At 45.0% G+C, this 3,017-nt stretch carries 2 protein-coding genes; both read right to left on the bottom strand.

Annotation, left to right across the window (positions count from 1 at the left end):
* On the bottom strand, positions 1-1,190 hold a 1,190-nt coding region (locus A3757_RS17375), incomplete at its 3' end, for a patatin-like phospholipase family protein (RefSeq protein ID WP_068740002.1).
* A gap of 89 nt (positions 1,191-1,279) precedes the next feature.
* The coding region (gene ptsP, locus A3757_RS17370) for a phosphoenolpyruvate--protein phosphotransferase (protein ID WP_068739999.1) at positions 1,280-3,017 on the bottom strand (1,738 nt) is incomplete at its 5' end.

Here is a 3,017-nt window from a genome sequence, read left to right as displayed (position 1 = left end):
AGGTCTGTATGGTGAGGCCTTGCCAACCTACCCTGGTAGGTTGGCAAGGCCTCACCATACAGACCTGTACTGAGTGTTCTCTGCTCATCAAATAGAATATCTTTTCGGACTCGTACACCCGCTGGTGCCAGTACTTTTTCGAGCTCATCGATCCTGTTTCTAAGATTAGCCCGAGTTAATTGATAAGCACTCTCGCACATCATTTTTCGTGAGTTAAAACTAAAGACACTTGAGAAAAACAAATTTGCATCGTGCCTTGGTGGCTCAAATGACAATACATCTTTTCCGGGGAAATCACGGGATATATTCTTGAGGCCTGAAGTAAGGCGAGAGTGAACCATTGTACGATAGGCCTGGGAAAGAACATTCGGCATCCCTGACTGCGTCAACTCCTCGCGCTTCATCGTATCAGCTTGAACGGCCTGCCCGACATCTATCGGCACAACAGGGTTAATGGCAAAAACAATATCTGCACCTGACTCAAAGGCAACCGAGGTATGCATCCCTTTGTTTAAGGTACCATCGACATAATAACGTCCACCGACCTCTACAGGTTTGTATATACCGGGCGCAGCCATACTACACTGGATAGCCTTGGAGATAGGCAAATCAGTTAAGCCTTCGGTACCAAAACGAACAGTCTCGCCTGACTCCAAGTCTGCCGCAATAACAATCAATTGCTTACGGAGCTTCTCGAACTCATTTGTTCTACCAATTGACGAGTACGAACGGCTCAAATATTTATGGAAGCCATTATTATCAAAAATACCAGAAGGAATGGCTTGAGCCAGCGCTGTCAAAGCCTCTAATACTGACTGGTCATTTGGGTGACTTAATACACTTAGACCAGCATTAAGCAATATCTTGGGTATAGATTTTATTCTACGCGTATATTCTGAAAAAGCCGGCTTATAAAAGACTTCAGGATGAAAAGGGTGAACATCAGCCTCATTACGCACAAAGATTCGGCACATTTGTGCAGGAGTCATCTGGTTCGCTAGATTCGCTGCGACAAAAGAGCCTGAGTTTACACCTACATAGATATCTAAGTCATTGAAATCGAGCCCTTCGAGCGCCTCGTCAATCGCACGCAGTGCCCCTATCTCATATATGCCACCTAATGGGCCACCGCCACCGAGTGCAATCCCCAACGTTAGTTTTTTGTTTTCTGTTGGCTGCGCCTCAGACATTCAATAACCTCTATCGTCCAATTTAATCAATTCTAAAAATAGTAAGCGTAAATATAATTACTAGAGTATTCACACTAGGAAGCAGCAGACTAGTTTTCCTCACCAATTTTGCTAGGTCGTAGGTAACGGCTAAAGCCCGCTTCTTTTAAAGCCAAATTAAGCGTACTCTGGATAATGTAGGGCGAATCCAGTGCTAAAACACTATCTAACAAGTCTTTCGCCCAAGTCATATCGATATCACGAATAACAGATTTAACCTTAAGCAAATTTGAGGCGTTCATAGACAAAGCATCATACCCCATCGCCAGCAATAGGACGGCACCAGCCGGGTCACCGGCCAACTCTCCACAAATGCTCAACTGCACGGGTAGATCAGCGGTATCCTGAGCAATCTTATATAACGCTTGAAGTACAGCTGGGTGAAAAGAATGGTAAAGCGAGGCAACACGCGGATTATTTCGGTCCACCGCCAATAGGTATTGGGTTAAGTCATTTGAACCAACTGACAAGAAGTCAACTCGTTCAGCAAGCTCTTTCACTTGATACACTGCACCAGGTACTTCTATCATGACACCGATTTGAGGCATAGATATGTCATAACCTTCAGCACAGATTTCATGATATTCACGATAAATAAGATGTAGCGCTTCCTCAACCTCGTTAACATTTGAGATCATCGGTAGCATAATACGCAGATTATCGAGGCCCACACTCGCCTTCAGCATAGCCCTCATTTGTACCAAAAATATCTCTGGGTGATCCAGAGTTACACGAATTCCTCGCCAACCCAGGAAGGGGTTTTCTTCTGTGATCGGAAAGTAGGATAAAGCTTTGTCTCCGCCAATATCCAAGGTACGCATGGTGACATAATTCGGTGCAAACGCTTCCAGTTGCTCGCGATAGCAGTCCATCTGCTCTTGCTCACTTGGGAAACGCTCATTGATCATGAATGGCACTTCAGTTCGATATAGACCAACACCTTCAGCGCCTTGATTCAGTGAACGAACAACATCAGTCATTAAACCGGTATTCACCCAGGCACAGATGCGATGCCCGTCTTTAGTTTCGCAGGGTAGGCTCTTTAACTTCTCTAAGCCTTGATCCAGCGCCTTCTCTTCTTCGACGATCTGCTCATAGTAGCCACGCAGCTCTTCAGAAGGGCAGGCAAAAATATCACCATTGTAGCCATCGACTATTAACTCTTTATCGTCCAGCTGTGTGAGTGGCATATCCACCACACCCATGACAGTGGGAATCCCCATCGCTCTGGCTAAGATTGCTACGTGAGAATTTCCTGAGCCTTTAATCGAAACAAGACCGAGTAGCTTCTCTTTCGGAATTTCACCCAACATAGTAGGGGTTAATTCTTCACTGACCAGGATCGCATTATCGGGATAGTCATGCTGTTTTTTATCCGCTGTTTGCAGGTATGAAAGTATACGGCAACCCAGATCTTTTATATCTACAGCTCTTTCGCTGAGATAGGCATCATTCATCATTTCAAAATGACGTGCATATTCACTAATGGTATTTTTTAATGCGGTTTGGGCAGACTTCCCGGCTTTTATCTGGGTGATCACTTCTCCTGCCAGAGCATTGTCATCCAACATACCAAGATAGACATCAAACAAAGCTTGTTCTTCAGGCCTTAACTGGGTAGATAAACGCTCACCGACGCTTTGAATATCTTTACGGACGGACTCAACCGCATTTTCAAATGAAATGATATCATCATCAATATTTTCAGCACTTCTATCAGGCACCGCATCCAGGTCGGCAAGCGGAAAAACAACAACACTGCGACCAATCGCAACGCCTGGTGCACCA

The sequence above is a fragment of the Oleiphilus sp. HI0117 genome (assembly GCF_001635235.1).
The sequence above is the reverse complement of the archived record's forward strand: the minus strand, read 5'-3'. Positions and strand labels throughout refer to the sequence as shown.